This window comes from Kribbella sp. ALI-6-A, from assembly GCF_001984195.1.
Taxonomy (GTDB): Bacteria; Actinomycetota; Actinomycetes; order Propionibacteriales; family Kribbellaceae; genus Kribbella.
The window spans coordinates 1708867-1725634 of the sequence record NZ_MTQN01000012.1 but is presented as its reverse complement, the minus strand read 5'-3'; the positions used below and the strand labels follow the sequence as shown (position 1 = coordinate 1725634).

Sequence of the window (16768 nt, the reverse complement as noted above, 5' to 3'; positions counted from 1 at the left end):
AACGGGTGGGGTCAGTAGTGCCAGTAGGACTTGCCGTCGGCGTTCCAGATGAGCGGGACGGTGGTGCGGTTGGTGAAGGCCATGCCGAGCCCGCGGGCCAGCTCGATCGAGCGGGAGAGCTGGAGCGAGTACGGGTGCTTGTTGTCGTCCCACCACTGCTCGATCTGGGTGATGCAGGTCTGGTTGGCGAACGTCGGGTTGGAGCACGGGTGCGGCGGCAGCCACTTCTGCAGGTGGCGGAAGTTCACCGCGGTGGCGCCGTCGAGCGGCTTGATGGTGCCGGTGGCGTCGAGGCAGTAGCCCGCGCTGGGAATCGTCCATTTCACGTAGTGCTGGCGCCCACCGGTGGAGGGCAGCGGCTGCATCCCCGCGCAGGTCGCGTCGCCGATCTTCTCGGAGGTGACGCGCTGGACCTGGGTGAGCGGGCGACCGGCGCCGTCGTTGAAGCCGTCGAGCAGGACCCAGTCGCCTTCGCGCACGAACCGCTCGGCCGACTTCGGCGGCCAGGCCTTCGGGTCACCCCACGAGATGTCCGAGGTGGTCTTGCTCAAAGGCGTCCAGACCCACTGCCCGGCCGCGGTACCGCCGGCCCAGTACTGACCGGCGGAGCGCTCGAACATCAGCGAGTACTGACCGTAGTTCTCGGTCGGCACCGCGGCCGCGGGCCGAGCACCGCAGACGAGGACGAGCGTCGCGAGCAGGATCGCCAGCTTCCTCCGCATGACCACCGACAGTAGTCCTGTTCAGGAACCCCGGCCGGGATTAGGGTCCAGAAAAGTCCGAATCGAGGAGTTCACATGCCGGATCTCGTCACCCACACTCTCGACGTCCCCGGGGCCGTCCTGACCTACGACGTCCGCGGCGACCTCGCGGACCGTACCCAGCCGGTGCTGCTGCTGATCGGTTCGCCGATGGGCGCGAGCGGGTTCCCCACGCTGGCGTCGTACTTCACCGACCGTACGGTCGTCACCTACGACCCGCGTGGTGTCGAGCGCAGCAAGCGCACCGACGGGAGCGGTGAGCTCTCGCCCGAGCAGCACGCCGACGACCTCGCGGCGCTGATCGAGACGCTCGAGGCCGGTCCGGTCGACGTGTTCGCGAGCAGCGGCGGCGCGGTCAACGCGCTGGCCCTGGTCGCGCGCCGCCCCGAGCTGGTCCGGCGGGTCGTCGCGCACGAGCCCCCGCTGGCCGGGCTCGTCCCGGACGCCGAATACGCGCTGGCCGCGTGCGAGGACATCTACCAGACCTACCAGCGCGACGGGATGGGCCCGGCGATGGCGAAGTTCATCGCGATCACCCAGTACGACGGGGAGATCCCGGCCGATTGCACGAGCCAACCGGCACCCGACCCGGCGATGTTCGGCCTGCCGACCGAGGACGACGGCAACCGCGACGACGCGCTGCTCGGGCAGAACCTGCGCGGCTGTACGTCGTACCAGCCGGACGTGGACGCGCTCGCCAAGTCCACCGACCGGCTGGTGATCGCCGTCGGTGAGGAGTCCAGCCGGCAGCTGGCGCGGCGTGGTGGCGAGGCGATCGCGGAGCGGCTCGGGCTGACGCCGGTCGTCTTCCCGAGCAACCACGGTGGCTTCCTGGGCGACGAGTACGGCATGCCGGGCAAGCCGGAGGAGTTCGCCGGCAAGCTGCGCGAGGTCCTGGACGCCTGAGAACCCGGACGTGCACCACCCACCAACCACCTCCGCGCCCGGTCGGTCAGGCGTGACGACAGCCTGCGGAACGCGTTCGGACCGGGTTGGTGGGTGGTGCACGTCCGCCGATCTGGTTAGCTGGTGGGTATGACTGAGAAGCCTGAGATCGAATTTCCGGACGGCCCGCCGCCGGCGGATCTGGAGATCACCGACATCACCGAGGGCGACGGCGCCGAGGCCAAGGCCGGTTCGCGGGTGAACGTGCACTACGTGGGCGTGGCCCACTCCACCGGCGAGGAGTTCGACGCGTCGTACAACCGGGGCGCGCCGCTTGCCTTCCAGCTCGGCGTCGGCCAGGTCATCCAGGGCTGGGACACCGGCGTCCAGGGCATGAAGGTGGGCGGCCGCCGCAAGCTGGTCATTCCGCCGCACCTGGCCTACGGTGACCGGGGCGCGGGTGGCGCGATCAAGCCCGGCGAGACCCTGATCTTCGTGGTCGACCTGATCAGCGTCAGCTGACCTCCTGCTCTCCGGCCCCCGGGTGCGTCACAATCGACGCAGCCGGGGGCCTTTTGCGTAGTCGTACTCATCCGCCCAGCGGCCCGGACAGGTTTGACTGGAAGGCATGACGACGATGGTTGCCACCTCTGATCCGGTGACCCGGACCGCCGGCTGGACCCGGTACGCCGCCCTGGCGGCCAAGGCGGCCCTGTTCGTGCTGTTGCTGACGGCCATGATCTGGCCGGACCTGAGCGGCATCAAGGGCAAGGCCTCGACCGCACGGCTGGTCGTCTACCCAATCGGCGCGATGGTGCTGCCGTTGTGGTGGTGGGCCTACGGGCGGACCCGGTCCAAGCTGCACCGGGCGTTCCCGTGGACCGCCGACCTGCTGATGACGCTGCCCTGGCTGATCGACCTGGTCGGCAACCGGCTGAACCTGTTCGACACGGTCAGCTGGTGGGACGACGCGATGCACTTCGTGCTGTGGGGATTCCTCACCGCCGGCGTCCTGCTCGCGTTCGCGCCGCGTCCGCTGTCCCGCGGCCTGACCGCCTTCGTGGCCCTCGGCTTCGGCGCCACGGCCGCGGTGGTGTGGGAGGTCGGCGAGTACTACGCGTTCATCCGCCACTCCAACGAGCTGCAGACGGCGTACACCGACACGCTCGGCGATCTGGCGCTCGGCACGCTGGGTGCTCTGGTGGCAGGGTTGATCGTCTTCCGGACCCGCCACCAACATTTGGACGGTTAACCAGGCAACGTCTGGGTCCACCACCCACGTGACCAGCGGGTCAGCGGTTGGTCGGCCGGCAGACGTTGCTGGCCAGAGCGCTGGCGGCCAGCGCCCTTGCGGCCGGGTTCGGGGCGGCGCCGGGGACGGTGTCCTGTACCGCGGACGGGGTGGGCTCGCGGGTGGTGTGGCGGCCGATCGGGACGACCATCGGCGAGCCGGCGACCGGGTCGGGCACGATCTTCACCGCCAGGCCGAAGACGTTCTCGACGATCTGCTCGGTGATCACCTCGCGGGGATCGCCCTCGCAGACGATGTCGCCGTCCTTCATCGCGATCAGGTGGTCGGCGAAGCGGCAGGCCTGGTTCAGGTCGTGCAGGACCAGGACGATGGTCCGGTCGTCGCGCTTGTTCAGGTCGACCAGCAGGTCGAGCACCTCGAACTGGTGGGTCAGGTCGAGGAACGTGGTCGGCTCGTCGAGCAGCAGGATGTTGGTCTCCTGGGCCAGCGCCATCGCGATCCAGACCCGCTGGCGCTGACCGCCGGACAGCTCGTCGATCGGCCGGTCGGCGATCTCCAGTACGTCGGTCGAGATCATCGCGGCGGCGACCGCCTCGTCGTCGGCCTTGGTCCACTGCCGGATCCAGCCCTGGTGCGGGTACCGTCCGCGCCCGACCAGGTCGGCGACGGTGATGCCCTCCGGCGCCGTCGGCGACTGCGGCAGCAGACCGAGCTTGGTCGCGACCTCCCGCGTCGACACCTGCTGGATGCTCTTGCCGTCCAGCAGCACGGCGCCCTTCGACGGCTTCAGCAGCCGGGCCAGCGTCTTCAGCAGCGTGGATTTGCCGCACGCGTTGGCCCCGACGATCACCGTGATCTTGCCGGTCGGGATGCGCACCGACAGGTCGTGGATGATCTCGCGCTGGTCGTAGCCGACCGCGAGCTGCTCGGCCGCAAGACTGTGCTCCACAGAGTTCTCCATCTCTCAGCCACCACTCCCGACCCGGTTCGACCGGGCCAGCAGGAACATCAGGTACGGCGCGCCGACCACACCGGTGACCACACCGACCGGCAGTTGGGTGTCGCCGAAGGCGTGCTGCGCGATCAGGTCCGACAGCGCCACCACCAGCGCGCCGATCAACGCCGACGCGATCATCGCCGGACCGGGCGACCGGGTCAGCCGGCGCGCGATCGGCGGCGCCACGAAGGCGACGAACCCGATCGGCCCGGCCGCCGCCGTCGCGACCGCGGCCATCAGGACCGCGATCACGATCAGTCCGAGCCGCGAGCCCTCGACCCGCAGCCCCAGCCCGTACGCCGTCTCGTCGCCGAGCTGCAGGATCCGCAGCCGGTGCACCAGCACCACCACGAACGGCGCCAGCACCACGAGCGTGATCGCCACCGTGCGGACGTGCGACCAGTCCCGTCCGTTCAGGCTGCCGGTCAGCCAGATCAGCGCCTGCTGCGCGACCTCGACCCGGGCCTTGGTCAGCAGGTACGACGTGAGGCTGGTGGCGATCGCGCCGATCCCGATGCCGACCAGGATCAGCCGGTAGCTGGACACGCCGCGGCGCCAGGCCAGTACGTACATCGTGAACGCGGTCAGCAGCGCGCCGGCGATCGCCATCCCGGCAACGGCCGGACCGGTCAGCCCGAGCGTGACGATCGCGAACACCGCGAACGCGCTCGCGCCGTACGTGACGCCGATGATGTCCGGGCTGGCCAGCGGGTTGCGGGCGATGCTCTGGAAGATCGCGCCGGACATGCCGAGCGCGGCACCGACCAGCAGCGCGGTCAGCGCCCGCGGCAGGCGAAGCCGGTTCACGATGAACTCGGTCGCCTTGTCGCCCTGGCCGAACAACGTCTTGACCACGTCGACGACCGGGATCTTGAAGTCGCCGAGCGACAGCGAGACGCAGAACGCGACGAACACCAGGACGGCGACCACGGCCGTGACGACGACGTTGCGCGCGTGGCGGACCGTGCGGGCCCGGGTGATCACCTGGGCGGGCGTCAGGTCCGGCGTACGGTCGGTGAGCTGGGTCATCACAGATCGGCCAGCTTCCGGCGGCGGACCAGCGCGATGAAGAACGGCGCACCGATCACGGCCGTGACGATGCCGACCTGCAGCTCACCGGGCTGGGCGACGACGCGGCCGAGCACGTCGGAGCCGAGCAGCAGGATCGGGGCCAGCAGCATCGAGTACGGCAAGATCCAGCGGTAGTCCGGGCCGGTGATCAGGCGGGCGACGTGCGGGATCGTGAGGCCGATGAAACCGATCGGACCGGCTGCGGCAGTGGCCGCGCCGCAGAGCAGGACGACGGTGACGGCGGTGAACACCCGGGTCAGGCCGACCCGCTGACCGAGCGAGCGGGCCACGTCGTCGCCGAGCGACAGAGCGTTCAGCAGGCGGCCGGAGACCAGCGCGAGCACGATCCCGACCAGGATGAACGGTGCGACCTGCTCGGCGATGTCCGAGCCACGGCCGGCCAGCGAGCCGACCGACCAGAACCGGAACTGGTCGAAGGTGTCCACGTCGCCGATCAGCAGCGCGGTGGTCAGCGAACCGAGCATCGCGGTCATCGCGGCGCCGGCCAGCGCGAGCTTGACCGGGGTCGCGCCCTCCCGGCCGAGCGATCCGAGCGTGTAGACCGCGACCGAGGCGGCGGCCGCGCCGGCGAAGGCCAGCCAGACGTACGCCGTCAGGCTGGTCAGCCCGAACCAGTAGATGCCGCCGACAACGAAGAGCGCGGCGCCGCCGTTCACGCCGAGGATGCCGGGGTCGGCCAGCGGGTTGCGGGTGACGCCCTGCATCAGCGCGCCGGACAGTCCGAGCGCCGCGCCGACCAGCAAACCGATCAGTGTTCTCGGCACCCGCAGGGAGTGGACAATCACGTGGTCGGTGTTCGTCTCGTCGTAGTGGCGCAGGGCGTCGAGCACCGTGCCGAGCGGGATCTGTTTCGACCCGACGGCGATGCTGAGCAGGCAGACCACCAGCAGGAGCGCGACAGCCGCCAGCAGCCCGGCGACCAGGGTGGTCCGGCGGGCCGGCGAGCGCCGCGGTCCGGCGTTCGGGCTGGTGGTGGCCGGCCTGGTGACGGCGGCAGGCGGCGAGGGCATTGGACTTTTGGGATCCTCTTAGGTAAGGCTTACCTCTAGACGCCTCAGAATAGCCCGCTCGCCCCCGGGACGCACCTGGGGACCCCTGCTTTGTCACTACTTTCCCTGCGGAGACCCTGCGATGACCACAGTGCTCGAGCGGCCCATCACATTCGACTCCGTGCGCGTGACGGTGGCGGCGATCGAGGATCTCAGCCCGCACCTGCGCCGGGTGACGTTCGTCGCACCGCGCCTCGCGGACGTCGTACCGGCCGGACCGGACCAGCGGATCAAGGTGCTGCTGAGCCCGCCGAACGGCAGCGAGCTCACGCTGCCCAGCGGCCCGGACTGGTACGCCGAGTGGTGCGCGACGCCGGAGGACGAGCGGTTCGTGATGCGCACGTACACGATCCGCGCGGTCCGGCCCGAGGTCGCCGAACTGGACGTCGAGTTCGTGCTGCACGGCGTGAACGGACCGGCTTCCGCCTGGGTGAGCGCGGCCGAGATCGGCGACGAGATCGGGCTGATCGTGCCGTTCGAGGTGGACACCACGAGCACCAAGGGCCTGCTCCAGTCCGGCGTCGACTACGTGCCGCCGGCCACCAGCCGGAAGCGGATCCTGGTCGCCGACGAGACCGCCCTGCCCGCCCTCGCGGCGATCCTCGAGGAGCTGCCCGCCACGGTGCACGCGACGGTCTTCGTCCAGGTCCCCGACCCGCGCGACATCCGCGCGCTGCCGACCGCCGGCACCGTCGACCTGACCTGGATCACCCCGGCCGGCGACGGCCCGAAGTCGTTGCCCGAAGCCCTCAAATCCGCGACTCTCCCGTACGACGCCGACTACGCCTGGGTGGCGGGCGAGTCGAGCATGATCAAAACCGTCCGCCGCCACCTGGTCGACAGCGCCGGCCTGTCCAAGCAGTGCATCTCCTTCCAGGGCTACTGGAAGCGCGGCGAAGCCCAGGTCTGAGCAGTCACGTGAGTTCGGCCAGCCGGTGATGCCACCACGCACCGCCGTACAGGCCGCGGCCAGGTGGGGAGTGCGGATCCGGAAGAGTCCGACGCTCGAACTCCTCGTCCAGCGCTGCGACAACTCGCCCCAGCTCTCGTCGGGCACGAGGCGGTAGACCGCTCAGCGCCCACTGGAGTTGGTCACGCCTCTCCACCGGGTCACAGCATGGGCAGTCGTTCAGCGGTAGGTACAGCCATCGGCCCGGTTGCCCGAGGAAGTGCCGACAGTCGCCAAGCGCCCCGGCGACGAGGCCGGGCCATGCTTTTCGGTGTTCCCACGAACGAATGGCGGCATTGGTCGCGGAAGTGACTCCGGCGACGGTGGAGAAGCGGACGCCCCGCTTCGGAACATGCTGGGCGCGAAGCGCGCCGGGCGACCTACGCGGCATCGCCCTTTCGGTGGTCGGACATGCGGTGAATCTTCGCGGTTCGTGCGTCGTACGGCAAGTGTCGTGCCCCGGAGAGCAAGTGGCCTCCGGGGCACGACGCCGACCGACTAGCTCGGGTTCTCCGCGTGGGTGAGGGTTTCCCAGGCGACGAAGAGGTTGTTGGAGCCGGCCGGGCGGCGGGACTCGGTGAGGGCCTGGGTGTTGGTCATCGCGATGCCCAGGCGGGTGTGGAGGCCGTTGTAGCCGACCTCGGTGATCGGGCCGAGGCCGCGCTTCAGCGTGCCGTTGCACAGCCAGGACGGGACCGGCTCCAGGTTGCGCTCCCAGCGGGAGTGGAATCCGAGCGCCTGGCGCAGCCGCTCACCGAACTCGGGATAGAGGTTCTCGCCCTGGATGTAGGAGGTCTCCATCACGTGCGAGATCGCCGAGATGCCGTAGCCGGTGTGTACGAAGTCGCGGCAGGTCTCCTGAGTCAGGCCGGTGACGAAGGTGCTCTGGCCCTGCCAGTAGTTGACGATCTTCTCGCGGGTGTCGAGGTTCTGGCTCGGCTTGGTCCGCGGCAGCGGGCCGTCGGACTCCAGGTAGACGAACGCGGGCGTCCGGACCCGGAACAGCGAGATCGCCTTGTCGTACACGGCCTTGTCGTCCAGGAACACCCCGATGCCCTGGATCGCCTCGGTCATGCTCAGCTCCCAGTTCCCGTTGGAGTTGGAGCCGTTGATGATCTCGGGCAGGTAGACGTTGCGCAGCATCGTGCCGAACCGGGCCTGGTTGGGCCAGTTGCCGTAGGCGTGCTTGATGATCTCGGCCGCCTTCGGCCACGACGACGCGGCCCACGCGGTCTGCAAGGGTGCGTTGCTGTTGGTGTGGTCGCGGATCGTCGCCGACCACGCGTCCATCAGCTGGATCGCCTTCTGGGCATAACGATCGTCACGGGTGATGTACCAGATCAAAGCGTCGGTGTACGCCGCGATGGCGTCCTCGCGCTCGTCGGTGCAGCCGTAGTTCGGGTTCGAGTACGAGCCGCACTCGACCACCGCGCGCGGTTTCGCGGTCCGGGTCAGCGAGGCGTACGCGCTGTTCTTCGCCTGGTTGAAGGCGTTCGTCCACGGCTGGGCGCCGGCCTGCACCTTGGCCCGGACGAAGTCGAGCTGCGGCCTGCTGACCCCCACACCGGGGTGGGTGAACGTGCCGGGCGCCAGGACGGCGGACGGCGTCTGGTTCGCGGCGGGCTCGGCTTTCGGCGCCGCGACGGCTGGACTGCTGAGAGTGCCTGCGACCAGAGCGGCACAGGCCGCGGCCAGCAGGATCGGCTTCTTGCGCATGGGCGGATGTCCTGTTCTGCGGGGGCGGTAGGACACTGCGATTCCCCCAATACCGCAGGGTCTTTTCGGAAGTTTGACGACGCAGGGTGAACCCGTCAATATGCAAAGCCGAAGAAACTTCACTGTGGAACAAAAGTCTGGTTTGTCCCACTGCCTGGAACGAAGTGAGGTCTTGTCCCATGAGATGACGCCAGTTCCGCACCCTCGGGACCGCCGCTCGGGCCGTCCCGGCACTACCCTCCGTCACCAGCACCGCGTACGCCGCGCCGCACATGGCGATGCCGCGGACCAACGGCTGGCTCGCGGCCGGGCAGCGGGACGGCGTCTTCTGCTACGCCACGGCGCACGCCGTCCGTACGAGATTGGTGCCGTCGGCAACTAATCGCGCGACGGCGGCGAAGGCGTGGAACGGACCGCGCTAGCGGGCGTGGCCGGCCAGGTCGTGGGCGCGCAGGCCGGCCGTCTCGAGGACGAGCGAGGCCATCTGTACGCCGACACCGCGCAGCGGCTGGGACCGGACGACGCTGCGGGAGCTGGCGCCATCGAAAACCATCGTGAGCTGGATGGCCGCGGTGTCAGGGTCGTCGGCGCCGCCGCGGATCAGTTCGGCGCGGAAGAAGTCGGTCAGCGCCTGCTTGAAGTGGCGGGCGACGACGCTGCCGGGGTGCTCGGGGTTCTTGAGCTCGATGGCGGTGGCAACAAACGGGCAGCCGTAGTAGTCGTCGCTCGCGGCCAGCTCGTCCTGGCGCTCGAAGACGGCGAGGATCCGGTCGCGCGGCGGACGCTCGTCGTCGGGGCTGGGCAGCAGCAGGGCGTTGTAGTACGGCCCCCGGGCGGCCAGGCTCTCCGCGATCACCTCGTCCTTGGACCGGAACAGCTGGTACATCGACTTCTTCGACACCCCGGCGGCCTTGCAGAGTGCGTCCACGCCGATGCTCACGCCGTCGCGGTAGAACAGTTCGCTCGCAGCCTCCAGCAGCCGCTCGCGGGATGTCGCCTGGCTCTTCATACGTCGAGCGTACCGGCTCGTTTTGGGAATGGAAACCGATCGGTATATCTTGAAGCGAAACAGATCAGTTTCCCCTCTTCGACCGGAGCTTCCCATGACTTCACTGCACGGCGCCGTCGTCCTCGTCACCGGTGGCAACCGCGGAATCGGCAAGGCGGTCGTCGACGACCTGCTCGGCCGCGGCGCCGCCAAGATCTACGCCACCGCCCGCACGCCCGAGCCGAGCACCGACCCGCGCGTCGTCCCGGTGCCGCTCGAGGTCACCGACCAGGCCTCGATCGACGCGCTGGTCAAGGCCGCGCCCGACGTCACCGTGCTGGTCAACAACGCCGGCTGGGACATCCCCGGCAACTCCTACCTGGACACGCCGCTGGACGACCTGCGGCAGCTGATGGAGGTCAACTTCTTCGGCCCGCTGGCCGTGACCCGCGCCTTCGTCCCAGCGATCGAGCGCAACGGGGGCGGCCACATCCTGAACATGCTGTCCGCGCTGTCCTGGGTCGCCTACCACGGCGCGTACGCCGCGACGAAGGCCGCGTTCCTGTCGCAGACCAACGCACTGCGACTCGAACTGCTCGGCAAGGGCATCGGCGTGACCGGCCTGCACATGGGCTACGTCGACACCGACATGACCAGCGCGGTCACCGCCCCGAAGGAGAACCCGGCCGACATCGCCAAGGCCGCGCTCGACGGCGTGGAGAGCGGCGCCCACGAGGTGCTCGCCGACGACACCGCCCGCGGCGCCAAGCAGGCCGCCTCGGCCGACCTGACCGACGTGTACGCCCAGCTCAAGGGCTAGTTCCTCAGTTCCCGCGCCCAGGCCGTCAGCTCGAGCTTGCCGGTGGTGCCGAGATCGGTCACCACCGGCCAGACGGCCTGGCTTTCGCCCGTGCGCGCCGCGACCTTCAGGAACTGCCCGGTCTGCGGATCGGCGCCGTCCGCCACGGTGTTGCTCCAGGCAACAACCGCCAGCGCGGTCTGGCCCTTGCGCAGCCGGACCGGCTTCGGCCCCGGATCGATCGCCATGTACGACGAGTCGTGCGCGACCGTCGTACCGAGCGGCTTGCGCCAGTAGTCCAGGACGGCGACCTCCGGATACCCGTCGAGCGTGAGCGTCGCCGGCCGGCAGTTCGTCACGGTCAGCACGACCGCGCGGTGCCCGAGCGCGGCCTCGACCGGGCCGACCGTGACCTGCGCTCCGGACGCGGGGCACACCTTCGGCGGCGGAGTCGGAATTGGTCCTCCGGTCGCTTCGCCGGTCGGCACCGGGGTCGCGGGAGGCGGCGCGCCGCGGCTCGCCACCTCGGTTCCACACCCGGCGACCAGCACAACGATCAGCAGCACACAGAGCCTCACGCTCGCGAACCTACGCCGTCCCGGGTTCCCGGGCCGCCGCGACAGCGGCGACCCTGGGTCGATCAGAGATGAGCGAGCGGGTCGAGCTCAGCCGGGCTGGTCTCGTCGGCGTCGGTCGAGCGGCTCGTTCCGATCCACCGGGCGCCCTCCTCCGCACGCTGCCGCTCGTAGTCCTCGGCGACGATCAGCGCGTCGCTGCCGAGCAGCAACCGCTCGGGCACCTCGTCACTGTCGGCCAGTTGCAGCACGACCTGCGCGACCTTCGCCGGGTCACTGCCGGCGATCCCGCCGGTCATGTAGTCCCGCAGCCGGCCGATCGACTGCTCGTACGCCTCGCTGATCGGGTAGATCTTCATCGACGATCCGGCCCAGTCCGTGCTCATACCACCCGGCTCGAGCACGGTCACCTTGATGCCCAGCGGATTGAGCTCGCGCGCCAGCACGCCCGAGAATCCGCCGACCGCCCACTTCGCCGCCTGGTACGCCGACAGCCCGGGTGCGACCGAGCGTCCTCCGACCGACGACACCTGGACGAAGTACCCGGCGCCCTGCGAGCGGAAGACCGGCAGTGCCGCGCGGGTCACGTTGACCACGCCGAACAGGTTCGTCTCGACCTGCTCGCGGAAGTCGTCCAGCGGGATGTCCTCGAACGCCACGAAGTTGGCGTAGCCCGCGTTGTTCACCACCACGTCCAGCCGTCCGAACGCCTCCACCGCCTCCCGCACGGCAGCCTGCGCGGCGGCGAAGTCGGTGACATCCAGCGCGACCGCGCGCACCTGGTCGCCGTACTGGGTGACCAGGTCGGAGAGCTGCTCGGGCCGGCGGGCGGTGGCGACCACCTGGTGTCCGGTGGCCAGTGCGGCCTGCGCGATCTCGCGGCCCAGACCGCGCGAACTGCCGGTGACGAGAAGGACCTGCTGCTTCATCGTGCTGCCTCTTTTCGTTCCTGACTGACTAGTTAGTTGAAGTGAAGCACGCAGAATCATCGCCGTCAACTATCTGGTTAGTAAGGTAGTCTGGGGACATGGCCGGAGACGCTGAGGCAACCAGGAAGCGACTGCTGCAGGCAGCCCGCAAGGAGTTCAGTGCGTACGGCATCGCCGGCGCCCGGGTGGACCGGATCGCCGCCGAGTCCGGCTCGAACAAGGCGCAGATCTACCACTACTTCGGCAGCAAGGACGGCCTGTTCGACGCGGTTTTCAGCGAGATCGTCGACCACACGGTGAGCGCGACCCCGATCGACCCGACCGACCTGCCCGAGTACGCCGGCCGCCTGTTCGACGGCTACGAGCAGCACCCGGAGATCCAGCGACTCGCGACCTGGTACCGGCTGGAGCGCGCCGGCACCAACGCGCCACTGGACAAGATCATCGAGAGCAACCGGCACAAGACCGAGGCGATCGCGCAGGCCCAGCGCGAAGGCTTGCTCCCCACCAAGTACGAGCCGATCGTGCTGCTCAGCCTGGTCATCCACCAAGCCGCGTTGTGGGCGAGCATGACGCCGGAGTACGACGCCCTCGTCGAGCAGAAGTCGTCGGCCGACCGGCGCAAGGTCGTCACCGAGGCTGTCGCGGCCTTACTGCGGGACTGAGCCGACACGCTCCGACAGGAATTTCGCAGAGATCTTGCGTAAAATGGCTCGGTGATCGATGTCGTCGCGGTACTCCGTCCGGAAGATGTAGTCGTCGATTTCCTGTCCGTGCTCGACCCGGCCCGTGGTCGCGAGGTCCACCTGCTCGTCGCCGATCGCGGCGCCTATCTCAAGCTGCCGGTCGATGTTCCCCTGGCCGGCCGACTGGCTCCCCTTGCCGATCTGCTCGCCGGCTCCTCCGACGGCGCCAAGCCGTTCTCCCCCGGCACCGCCGCCGACGCGATCGCCCTGGAGACCGGTGACGTCGAGGCGACTGTCTGGACCCACAACCCGGCCGACCGTCGCGAACGCCGTGGCCGCTGGGGTCTCGAGCTGGCCGACCTCGTACGCCGTGCTCCGGTGCTGCACGCGGTGGGCGACGCGCACTGGTTCCAGTGGATCACCGACATCGACGAGCGACTGAGCCCGTCGCTGATCGAGAGCAAGCTCGACTTCGTCAACACGCACGGCACCGCGCTGCTGGGACTGGACGAGCAGGACGACGACGCGCTGCTCACCTCGAGGGTCCACTCGGTCGAGCGATTCTTCGGGTCGACTCCGGACGAGCGGGCCCGCCTGTACGCCGTGATGGGCGGCAGGGGCGAGCACGCCGCGACGGTGTCCGACCCGTGGGAGTTCGCGACGTCGCCGTACGAGGTGGATCGGCTGGACGCGGTGCTGGACTGGGTGCGGTCGCACCTGGACCCGGCGGCCGGGCGGGTGATCGAGGTGGGCGCCTGCGAGGGTGCGCTGACCCGGCGGCTGCTGGCCGAGGGCTACTCGGTCGACGCGACCGAGCCGAACCCGGCCTTCCTGGAGCGCCTCCGCGCGCTGACCGTGACTGCGCCCGGCAACCTGCGCGTGCACCCGCACAGCTACGAGGACCTGACGACCACTCGGCGGCTCACCGGCTCGGCGTACCTGCTGATCGAGTTGCTGTACTACGCGCAGGACCTGGCATTGCTGGACCGGTTCCCGACGGATCGGTTGTTCGTGGCGATGGAGCCGGTGAAGCTCGCAGCGCAGTCCTGGCCGTCGGGCTGGAGTGTCGAGGAGCAGGTCGAGCTGGCCGCGCCGCGGTTCGAGCCGGTCGTCAGCGGCCGGGCCTACCTGCGCAAACGCGGCAGCCGCGGCGTACTGCTGCGGCGGCGGTGATCAGCTGACGTACAGATCGCGGTCGCGGGTGTACTCCATCGAGGCGGCGATCCGGTCGGCCAGCTCGTGCGACAGGTCGCGCTCGACGATCCGCAGGGCCAGGTCGATGCCCGCCGTGATGCCTCCGGCGGTGACCAGCGTGCCGTCGTCGACGACCCGGTTCTTCTTCAGCTCCGGCCCGTACGCCGTGAACTCCTCCCAGGCGTTGCGGTTCGTGGTGGCCGGCCGGCCCTTCACCAGCCCGGCCTCGCCCAGCAACATCGAGCCGGTGCAGACCGAGCCGATCCAGTCGAGCTGCGGGGCCAGCTCAGCGAGCCGTGCCGGGAGCACCCCGCGCTGAGCCTCGGCCCATGAGCCGCGCTCGGCCCGGTTGAGCCAGCCACCGCCCGGCACGAAGAGGGCGTTCGGCGTCCCCAGACCGACCGGTGCGCGGAACTGCAGCCCGTGCATCCCAGTGACCTCGACCGGGCCGTCCAGCCCGACCAGTGCGAGCTCCAGCTCGTCCGTGCGCGCCGCCGCGTGGCTCCACACCTCGAACGGGCCCATCACGTCCATCTCGTCCACACCGTCGAACACCAGCATCTCGATCCGCATGGCTCCATCCCAACGGGCGGCGGCAGCCGCGGCCAGCTGTCCGGCGGCCGGTCTTCGACAGGATCTGGCCAGCTCGGTGCAGCAGGCCCGGACCGCCACTGGGCGCAGGAGAAGGACCGCTGGGCGCAAGGCGCTCGCACCAACAGTGATCGGTCCGCTACCCATGGTGGAGACATCCCGCCACCGGAGGTCCGCCCATGCCTCGTTCCGCGCCCGCCCGCGCCCTGGTACGCCGTCCCCACGCCGGTTCGCTCATCGCCGTCGCCACCACGGTGCTGGCCGCCGGTGTCTCGCTCAACGCAGTGATGACCCCGGCGTCGGCCGTGCACGGCGCCTCTGCCGCTGCAGCCGCGACGGCTTGCGACAGTGCGGCGGCAGGCTTCATCCCTGTGCTCCAGCTCGACCTGCCGGAGCGCGGTAGCTTCCTGAACCAGACCCCGCCGTACAGCCTGAACCGGACCGGTGAGGTCGGCTCCAACTTCGACCGGGTCGGCTACTGCGTCGAGCTGAACGGGCCGGACGGACCGCAGTGGGTCTGGGCGGCGATGGAGCCGTTCACCGCGACCGCTACCCGGATCGGCCTGCCGACGCGCCCTGGTGAGCTCGTCCGGCAGCGAGTCGGCGACCTGGAGGTCCGGTCCAATGTGCCGGGCGTGACCACCGGCAGCGGCCAGACCGGCTACCTGGAGATGTGGCCGAACCAGTACCAGGAGAGCGCCAGCACCCAAGTGGCCAACGCGTCGCCGATCACCTTCGACGTGGACGACAACCCGACCTCACCGCTGGGCTACGGCTCGTTTCCAGGTCGGTCAGATCGGCGCGGACCGGCCGTCGAGCATGGCAGCCAAGCAGGTGTTCGCGATCAACACGTTCACCGAGTCCGCCAACGGCACGCTGTCGCTCGGCATCGGCACGAACAACGCCGGCCAGCCGGACTGGACCTTCGCCAACAACGCGAGCCGCTACTCCCAGCGCCGGCTGACGGCGTACGTGCGGACGGCGTTGGTCAGCGTGACGGAGTCGCCGCAGGACCGGCAGCTGATCCCCCGCGACAGCCGGAACGGCGCCGTCGTACCGGTGGCGGGCACGGTCACCGATCCCGGCGTACGGCGAGTGCAGCTGCGGGTGACGGGCAACGGGCGGACCGAGACGTTCTCCTCGTCCTCCAAGTCGTTCCGCTTCACCCCGCGGGTCACGGCGGGGCTGCACGAGTACAGCTTCGAGCTGCGAGCCACGGGGCCTGGCATCGACCGGGTGGTCGCCCGGCGCGACGGCGTGGTCGCCGGTGACGTGCTGGTCGTCCAGGGCCAGTCCAACGCGGAGGCGGCCAAGTACAGCGGCGCCGCGAACGCGGAGGAGTCGCCGTACCTGCGCAGCTTCGGTACGCCGACGTCTGACGGCACCATCTCCGGTGCGGACCGGGTCTGGCACTACGCGACCGGTGACGTGACCAACCAGTCCGGCTCGGTCGGCCAGTGGGCGATCCGGATGGGCCGCAAGCTCGTGGACACGTACAAGGTGCCGGTGGCGCTGTTCAACGGCGCGCACGGCGGTCAGCCGATCAGCTTCTTCCAGCGCAACGACGCCGCACCTAACGACCTCGGCTCGAACTACGGCCGGCTCCGGCAACGCCTGCAGGCGGCCGGCGTGCTGGGCAACGTCAGGGGAGTCCTCTGGTACCAGGGCGAGTCCGACAACGACAACGCCGCGGTGCACGTCGCCGGGTTCAGCGAGCTGCTGCAGGACTGGCGCTCCGACTTCGGCACGGCCAGCCGGTACTACGTGTACCAGGTGCGCACCTCCCCCTGCGGTACGACGACCAACATGAACCTCCGCGAGGCCCAGCGGCAGCTCGGCGACACGGCCGGCGTGACGCTGCTGTCCACCAACGGGCTGTCCGGCCACGACGGCTGCCACTACGCGTACCTCGGTGGCTATCGGGAGATGGGCGACCATGCGTTCGCCGTACTGGGCAGAGACCTGTACGGCGGCCCGTCCGCTGGTGTCGCGCCGCCGAACCCGTCGGCTGTGACCGCCGGCGGATCGCAGCTCGTCGTACAGCTTCGGTCGACCGATCCGCTGACCGTGGACGCCGGTGCTCACGCCGACTTCGTGGTGGAGGGCGGAGCCGTCTCAGTGACGTCGGTGGCCTACCAGCCCGGCGGCAAGCTCGTGCTGACGCTCTCGGGCCCGGCCACGGCTGTGACCGGCCTGACCTACCAGGGCCACCTGGGCGCGGGCCCCTGGATCACCAACGCGACCGGAGCGGGCCTGCTCGCCTTCAAGCTGCCCGTCACCTGACCAGGACGCGGCCGGCGCCCAC

At 69.7% G+C, this 16768-nt stretch carries 18 protein-coding genes; 9 read left to right on the top strand and 9 right to left on the bottom strand.

All coding sequences use genetic code 11. The features are described from left to right. Positions 1–11: 11 nt before the first annotated feature. On the bottom strand, positions 12–722 hold the full coding sequence (locus BWI15_RS34730) for a hypothetical protein (RefSeq protein WP_077018719.1): 711 nt from the start codon (positions 720–722) through the stop codon (positions 12–14). Positions 723–797: 75 nt separating this feature from the next. Here BWI15_RS34730 and BWI15_RS34725 point away from each other — a divergent pair, with 75 nt between their 5' ends. The 3 genes from BWI15_RS34725 (at position 798) to BWI15_RS34715 (ending at position 2898) form a co-directional block, all read left to right on the top strand. After that, entirely contained in the window at positions 798–1667 is an 870-nt protein-coding gene (locus tag BWI15_RS34725) for an alpha/beta fold hydrolase (RefSeq protein ID WP_077018718.1), read from the top strand. A 129-nt stretch (positions 1668–1796) separates the two neighbouring features. After that, complete coding sequence (locus tag BWI15_RS34720; RefSeq protein ID WP_077018717.1) at positions 1797–2168, top strand: FKBP-type peptidyl-prolyl cis-trans isomerase; 372 nt, start codon at positions 1797–1799, stop codon at positions 2166–2168. A gap of 106 nt (positions 2169–2274) precedes the next feature. After that, positions 2275–2898, top strand: a complete 624-nt coding sequence (locus BWI15_RS34715; protein ID WP_083751169.1) for a hypothetical protein — start codon at positions 2275–2277, stop codon at positions 2896–2898. 40 nt (positions 2899–2938) lie between these two features. On the opposite strand, the gene BWI15_RS34710 is transcribed toward BWI15_RS34715, so the two are convergent. The 3 genes from BWI15_RS34710 to BWI15_RS34700 are packed head-to-tail and all read right to left on the bottom strand — an operon-like array spanning position 2939 to position 5997. Then, positions 2939–3859 carry an ABC transporter ATP-binding protein gene (locus tag BWI15_RS34710; RefSeq protein ID WP_077018716.1) on the bottom strand — a complete coding sequence of 307 codons (921 nt, stop codon included), beginning with the start codon at positions 3857–3859 and terminating at the stop codon, positions 2939–2941. A 3-nt stretch (positions 3860–3862) separates the two neighbouring features. Then, positions 3863–4924 carry a FecCD family ABC transporter permease gene (locus BWI15_RS34705; RefSeq protein ID WP_077018715.1) on the bottom strand — a complete coding sequence of 354 codons (1062 nt, stop codon included), beginning with the start codon at positions 4922–4924 and terminating at the stop codon, positions 3863–3865. Continuing rightward, complete coding sequence (locus BWI15_RS34700; protein WP_077018714.1) at positions 4924–5997, bottom strand: FecCD family ABC transporter permease; 1074 nt, start codon at positions 5995–5997, stop codon at positions 4924–4926. The genes BWI15_RS34705 and BWI15_RS34700 overlap by 1 nt, the downstream gene beginning before the upstream one ends. A gap of 121 nt (positions 5998–6118) precedes the next feature. On the opposite strand from BWI15_RS34700, the gene BWI15_RS34695 reads away from it, so the two are divergent. Further along, a complete protein-coding gene (locus BWI15_RS34695) occupies positions 6119–6946 on the top strand; it encodes a siderophore-interacting protein (protein WP_077018713.1) in 828 nt (275 codons plus the stop codon). 537 nt (positions 6947–7483) lie between these two features. Here BWI15_RS34695 and BWI15_RS34685 read toward each other — a convergent pair. After that, positions 7484–8701 (bottom strand): alginate lyase family protein, encoded by a 1218-nt coding sequence (locus BWI15_RS34685; protein WP_077018712.1) that lies wholly within the window; start codon positions 8699–8701, stop codon positions 7484–7486. Between the two features lie 272 nt (positions 8702–8973). Here BWI15_RS34685 and BWI15_RS39640 point away from each other — a divergent pair, with 272 nt between their 5' ends. After that, positions 8974–9123, top strand: coding sequence for a hypothetical protein (locus BWI15_RS39640; protein WP_168197418.1), 150 nt, complete (start codon positions 8974–8976; stop codon positions 9121–9123). On the opposite strand, the gene BWI15_RS34680 is transcribed toward BWI15_RS39640, so the two are convergent. Further along, a complete protein-coding gene (locus BWI15_RS34680) occupies positions 9120–9710 on the bottom strand; it encodes a TetR/AcrR family transcriptional regulator (RefSeq protein WP_077018711.1) in 591 nt (196 codons plus the stop codon). The genes BWI15_RS39640 and BWI15_RS34680 overlap by 4 nt on opposite strands. Before the next feature lie 94 nt (positions 9711–9804). Between BWI15_RS34680 and BWI15_RS34675 the strand changes: the two genes are divergently transcribed. Continuing rightward, the gene (locus tag BWI15_RS34675; RefSeq protein ID WP_077018710.1) at positions 9805–10509 is read left to right on the top strand and encodes an SDR family oxidoreductase; all 705 of its coding nucleotides are present in this window, start codon (positions 9805–9807) and stop codon (positions 10507–10509) included. On the opposite strand, the gene BWI15_RS34670 is transcribed toward BWI15_RS34675, so the two are convergent. Together BWI15_RS34670 and BWI15_RS34665 are read right to left on the bottom strand one after the other, a co-directional pair. Then, positions 10506–11066 (bottom strand): DUF4232 domain-containing protein, encoded by a 561-nt coding sequence (locus tag BWI15_RS34670; RefSeq protein ID WP_202817792.1) that lies wholly within the window; start codon positions 11064–11066, stop codon positions 10506–10508. The genes BWI15_RS34675 and BWI15_RS34670 overlap by 4 nt on opposite strands. Positions 11067–11128: 62 nt before the next feature. After that, positions 11129–11992 (bottom strand): SDR family NAD(P)-dependent oxidoreductase, encoded by an 864-nt coding sequence (locus BWI15_RS34665; RefSeq protein ID WP_077018709.1) that lies wholly within the window; start codon positions 11990–11992, stop codon positions 11129–11131. 98 nt (positions 11993–12090) lie between these two features. On the opposite strand from BWI15_RS34665, the gene BWI15_RS34660 reads away from it, so the two are divergent. Together BWI15_RS34660 and BWI15_RS34655 are read left to right on the top strand one after the other, a co-directional pair. Further along, the gene (locus BWI15_RS34660; RefSeq protein ID WP_077018708.1) at positions 12091–12657 is read left to right on the top strand and encodes a TetR family transcriptional regulator; all 567 of its coding nucleotides are present in this window, start codon (positions 12091–12093) and stop codon (positions 12655–12657) included. A 51-nt stretch (positions 12658–12708) separates the two neighbouring features. Next, positions 12709–13851 (top strand): SAM-dependent methyltransferase, encoded by a 1143-nt coding sequence (locus tag BWI15_RS34655; RefSeq protein ID WP_077018707.1) that lies wholly within the window; start codon positions 12709–12711, stop codon positions 13849–13851. On the opposite strand, the gene BWI15_RS34650 is transcribed toward BWI15_RS34655, so the two are convergent. Beyond that, complete coding sequence (locus tag BWI15_RS34650; RefSeq protein ID WP_077018706.1) at positions 13852–14445, bottom strand: DJ-1/PfpI family protein; 594 nt, start codon at positions 14443–14445, stop codon at positions 13852–13854. An 837-nt stretch (positions 14446–15282) separates the two neighbouring features. Here BWI15_RS34650 and BWI15_RS34645 point away from each other — a divergent pair. Continuing rightward, the gene (locus BWI15_RS34645) at positions 15283–16746 is read left to right on the top strand and encodes a sialate O-acetylesterase (RefSeq protein ID WP_077018705.1); all 1464 of its coding nucleotides are present in this window, start codon (positions 15283–15285) and stop codon (positions 16744–16746) included. The last annotated feature ends 22 nt before the right edge of the window (positions 16747–16768 follow it).

What these genes read in the sequence shown, in the direction of transcription:
- BWI15_RS34730 (WP_077018719.1), bottom strand. Translation starts at nt 722, where the DNA reads ATGCGGAGGAAGCTGGCGATCCTGCTCGCGACGCTCGTCCTCGTCTGC.
- BWI15_RS34660 (WP_077018708.1), top strand. Translation starts at nt 12,091, where the DNA reads ATGGCCGGAGACGCTGAGGCAACCAGGAAGCGACTGCTGCAGGCAGCC.
- BWI15_RS34715 (WP_083751169.1), top strand. Translation starts at nt 2,275, where the DNA reads ATGACGACGATGGTTGCCACCTCTGATCCGGTGACCCGGACCGCCGGC.
- BWI15_RS34720 (WP_077018717.1), top strand. Translation starts at nt 1,797, where the DNA reads ATGACTGAGAAGCCTGAGATCGAATTTCCGGACGGCCCGCCGCCGGCG.
- BWI15_RS34665 (WP_077018709.1), bottom strand. Translation starts at nt 11,992, where the DNA reads ATGAAGCAGCAGGTCCTTCTCGTCACCGGCAGTTCGCGCGGTCTGGGC.
- BWI15_RS34700 (WP_077018714.1), bottom strand. Translation starts at nt 5,997, where the DNA reads ATGCCCTCGCCGCCTGCCGCCGTCACCAGGCCGGCCACCACCAGCCCG.
- BWI15_RS34710 (WP_077018716.1), bottom strand. Translation starts at nt 3,859, where the DNA reads ATGGAGAACTCTGTGGAGCACAGTCTTGCGGCCGAGCAGCTCGCGGTC.
- BWI15_RS34685 (WP_077018712.1), bottom strand. Translation starts at nt 8,701, where the DNA reads ATGCGCAAGAAGCCGATCCTGCTGGCCGCGGCCTGTGCCGCTCTGGTC.
- BWI15_RS34725 (WP_077018718.1), top strand. Translation starts at nt 798, where the DNA reads ATGCCGGATCTCGTCACCCACACTCTCGACGTCCCCGGGGCCGTCCTG.
- BWI15_RS34680 (WP_077018711.1), bottom strand. Translation starts at nt 9,710, where the DNA reads ATGAAGAGCCAGGCGACATCCCGCGAGCGGCTGCTGGAGGCTGCGAGC.
- BWI15_RS34650 (WP_077018706.1), bottom strand. Translation starts at nt 14,445, where the DNA reads ATGCGGATCGAGATGCTGGTGTTCGACGGTGTGGACGAGATGGACGTG.
- BWI15_RS34675 (WP_077018710.1), top strand. Translation starts at nt 9,805, where the DNA reads ATGACTTCACTGCACGGCGCCGTCGTCCTCGTCACCGGTGGCAACCGC.
- BWI15_RS34645 (WP_077018705.1), top strand. Translation starts at nt 15,283, where the DNA reads ATGGCAGCCAAGCAGGTGTTCGCGATCAACACGTTCACCGAGTCCGCC.
- BWI15_RS39640 (WP_168197418.1), top strand. Translation starts at nt 8,974, where the DNA reads ATGGCGATGCCGCGGACCAACGGCTGGCTCGCGGCCGGGCAGCGGGAC.
- BWI15_RS34695 (WP_077018713.1), top strand. Translation starts at nt 6,119, where the DNA reads ATGACCACAGTGCTCGAGCGGCCCATCACATTCGACTCCGTGCGCGTG.
- BWI15_RS34705 (WP_077018715.1), bottom strand. Translation starts at nt 4,924, where the DNA reads ATGACCCAGCTCACCGACCGTACGCCGGACCTGACGCCCGCCCAGGTG.